This window comes from Rhodococcus aetherivorans, assembly GCF_011058165.1.
Classification (GTDB): Bacteria; Actinomycetota; Actinomycetes; order Mycobacteriales; family Mycobacteriaceae; genus Rhodococcus; species Rhodococcus aetherivorans.
The window spans coordinates 1-3,486 of sequence record NZ_JAALEG010000173.1 but is presented as its reverse complement, the minus strand read 5'-3'; the positions used below and the strand labels follow the sequence as shown (position 1 = coordinate 3,486).

Genomic DNA, 3,486 nt, shown 5'->3' with positions numbered 1-3,486 from the left:
CACCCCCACCCCGAGAGGAAGACCACGCAGTGACGGCAACTGCAGAAGCCATCGAGATGGCACGCATCGCGGCCCGCGCGGCCGACGAGAAACTGGCCACCGATGTCGTGGTGCTGGACGTGTCCGAGCAACTGGTCATCACCGACTGCTTCGTGATCGCCTCCGCGGCCAACGAGCGTCAGGTCAACGCCATCGTCGACAACGTCGAGGAGAAGCTGCGGCTGGCAGGCCACAAGCCCGTGCGGCGCGAGGGCACCCGCGAGGGTCGCTGGACGCTGCTGGACTACGTCGACGTGGTGGTACACATCCAGCACGACGACGAACGCAACTTCTACGCACTCGACCGGCTGTGGAAGGACTGCCCGGTGATCACCGTCGACGGCATCGGCGCTCCCGCGCCGGCCGACGACACCGGCGCGGGGTCGCCCGCGGCCGACGACACCGGCGCGGGGTCGCCCGCGGCCGACGACACCGGCGCGGGGTCGCCCGCGGCCGACGACACCGGCGCGGGGTCGCCCGCGGCCGACGACGCCACGCCCACCGCGGACGACACGCCGGGCGACCGGTGACCCATCGGGTACCGGTCCGGCGCCTGATCCTGGTGCGTCACGGGCAGACCGAGTACAACGCCACCAGCCGGATGCAGGGGCAGCTCGATACCGAGCTGTCCGAGCTGGGGCGGCGTCAGGCCGTGGCCGCCGCCCGGATCCTCGTCGAGCACCGGCCCGTGGCGATCGTCTCCTCCGATCTGCGGCGCGCCTACGACACCGCCGTCGAACTCGGTGACCAGGCCGGCCTGCCGGTGGCGATCGATCCGCGGCTGCGCGAGACCCACCTCGGCCGGTGGCAGGGCCTGACCCACCACGACGTGGACTCGGTGTCCCCGGGGGCGCGGGCAGCGTGGCGGGCCGACGCCACCTGGGCGCCTCCCGAGGGGGAGAGCCGGGTCGACGTGGCCCGGCGCAGCGCCCCGGTGATCCAGGAACTGCTCGACAAACACGAGCAGTGGGTGCAGCGGCCGATCATCGTCGTCGCGCACGGCGGACTGATCGCGGCACTGACCGCCGCACTGCTCGATCTCCCGGTCGACCGGTGGCCGGTCCTCGGCGGACTCGGCAACACCGGCTGGGTCCAGCTCAGCGGATACGGGGACCAGCCCGCGTGGCGGCTCGACGTGTGGAACGCGACGGCTACGGTGGCGGCCGATGACGTCCTCTGACCCACGGCCGGTGGCCGGGCCGCAGCGGCCGACGCTGCTCGTGATCGGTGACTCGCTCAGCTACTACGGTCCGAAGGGCGGACTGCCGGCGGACCATCCGCGGATCTGGCCGAACATCGTGGCGCGGGAACTCGACTGGGACGTCGAACTCGTCGCGCGGATCGGGTGGACGACACGCGACGCGTGGTGGGCGATGACGCAGGATCCACGCGTGTGGGCGACGATCCCGCGGGCCGGTGCCGTCGTGCTGGCCGTGGGCGGCATGGACACCCTGCCGTCCCCTCTGCCGACGGCGCTGCGGGAGACCCTGCGCTACGTGCGGCCGCCGCGCCTGCGCCGCGTCGTGCGGGAGACCTACGGATGGCTGCAGCCCCGGCTCTCGCCCCTCGGCTGGCCGGTGGCCCTGCCGCCCCGGGTCAGCGTGGACTACCTCGAAACCATCCGCGCGTCGCTGGCGTACATGCGGCCGGACCTGCCCGTGATCGGCACGCTGCCGTCGGTGCATCGCAGCGAGCAGTACCGCGCCGTGCACCGCGGCCGTCCCGCCGCGGCCCGGGCGATCAACCGCTGGGCGTCCGAAAAGTCGGTTCCCCTGGTCGATCTCGGCGAGGCCGTGCACGCGGACATCCACTCCGGCGCGGCGAACCCGGACGGCATCCACTGGGGCTGGGACGGGCACAGCGAGGTGGCCGCCGCGGTTCTCGAGGCGGTACGGATGGTGCGCCGGGATGCGCGCGCCGCCGCGGAGGACATACGGTAGGCGGCGTGTCTGTAGTAGTGGTGACCGACTCGTCGTGCTGTCTCGACCCGGAAATGGTGGAGCGGTACGACATCCGTGTCGTGCCGCTGCACGTGATCGTCGACGGTGTCGAATTGCGCGAGGGCGTGGACGATCTGCCCGCCGACCTGTCCGGCGTCACCACCTCCGGTCCCTCCCCGGCCGAACTGACGGAGGCGTACGCCGAGGCGCTGTCGGACAGCGGTGGCGACGGCGTGGTCGCCGTGCACCTGTCCCGTGAGCTGTCGGGTACCTGGTCGGCCGCCCGCTACGCCGCCGACGCCCTCGGTGACCGGGTACAGCTGGTCGACAGTCGAACCACCGCAATGGGTTTGGGATTCGCTGCCCTGGCGGGGGCGGAGCTGGCCCGGTCCGGTGCGAGCGTGCGGGCCGTCTACGAACGGGCTGTGGAGGTCGCCGCCCGCAGCCGGACCCTGCTGGTGGTCGACCGGCTCGACCATCTGCGCCGTGGCGGCCGCATCGGCACCGCCACGGCCCTGCTGGGCACCGCTCTGGCGATGAAGCCGGTGCTCCACCTCGTCGACGGCCGGCTGGTGCTGCGGGAGAAGACCCGCACCATGACCAAGGCGATGGCGAAGCTGGTCGACGGCGTCGTCGACACCGCGGACCCGGTGACCGCGGTGGCCGTCCACCACCGCGAGGCCCCCGAACGCGCCGAACAGCTCGTCGCACAGCTCGCCGAGCGGCTGCCCGCCGGCACCGCGCTGTCGGTGTCCGAACTCGACGCGGTTCTCGGCGCACACGTCGGTCCCGGCGCCGTCGGGGTGGTCGTCTCCCGCGCGTAGGGGTTGTCCACAGGCACACGATTCATCCACAGATTCGCCGGATCGCTTCGGCGGCCGCGTGGACGGCGGCCGGATCCGGTTAGCGTCGCGCCATGGGCAGCAGCGACGAGCACGATCTCGTGCGCAGCCGGCTCGACGCGATCGCCCGGTCCGCCGGCGATCGGGCATCGGCGGCGCCGACGATCCCGCACCAGGCGGACGACGACCCGCACCCGTGGTACGACCCGGCCGGCACCGTCGAGCCGCCGGGTCCGCTCGAGCGGTTGCGCGCGGCGCGCTGGCAGACCGGCCGGGGTGGGGCCGGGGCCCTCGCCGCGGTCGGTGTCGTGGCGGTGCTGGCCACACTCGTCGTGGTCTGGGGCGATCGTCCCGTCGCGGAGCCGGTACCGCCGCTGCCGGCGGTGGAGGTTGCGGCACCGGCGGCCGACCCCGTTGCGTCCCGGCAGGACACGGCGCCGGACGAGGTGGTGGTCAGCGTGGTGGGCCTGGTGGGCAAGCCCGGCCTGGTGCGGGTCGCGCCCGGCGCGCGGGTCGCCGACGCCCTCGCCGCCGCGGGCGGCACCCTCGACGGTGCGGACCTGACCACCCTGAATCTGGCGCAGCGGCTCGCGGACGGAGACCAGGTCGTGGTGGGTGCGTCGCCGCCGGTTCCGCCGGCGAGCGGGGTGTCCGGCTCCGGCGGC

Annotated in this window: 4 protein-coding genes and 1 pseudogene; all 5 read left to right on the top strand. The window is 73.6% G+C overall.

Annotated features, from left to right (window positions below):
* Positions 1–29: 29 nt before the first annotated feature.
* A pseudogene (rsfS, locus tag G6039_RS29880) lies at positions 30–431 on the top strand (ribosome silencing factor); the annotation flags it as partial.
* 134 nt (positions 432–565) lie between these two features.
* Positions 566–1,219, top strand: a complete 654-nt coding sequence (locus G6039_RS29875) for a histidine phosphatase family protein (RefSeq protein ID WP_006933762.1) — start codon at positions 566–568, stop codon at positions 1,217–1,219.
* Positions 1,206–1,979: a diglucosylglycerate octanoyltransferase gene (gene octT / locus G6039_RS29870; RefSeq protein ID WP_043797381.1), complete on the top strand. Its 774-nt coding sequence runs from the start codon at positions 1,206–1,208 to the stop codon at positions 1,977–1,979. Before G6039_RS29875 ends, octT begins: the two co-directional genes overlap by 14 nt.
* A gap of 5 nt (positions 1,980–1,984) precedes the next feature.
* A complete protein-coding gene (locus G6039_RS29865) occupies positions 1,985–2,803 on the top strand; it encodes a DegV family protein (RefSeq protein WP_029544382.1) in 819 nt (272 codons plus the stop codon).
* 92 nt (positions 2,804–2,895) lie between these two features.
* Positions 2,896–3,486 (top strand): SLBB domain-containing protein (locus tag G6039_RS29860; RefSeq protein WP_164528188.1); only part of this gene is annotated, 591 nt, incomplete at its 3' end.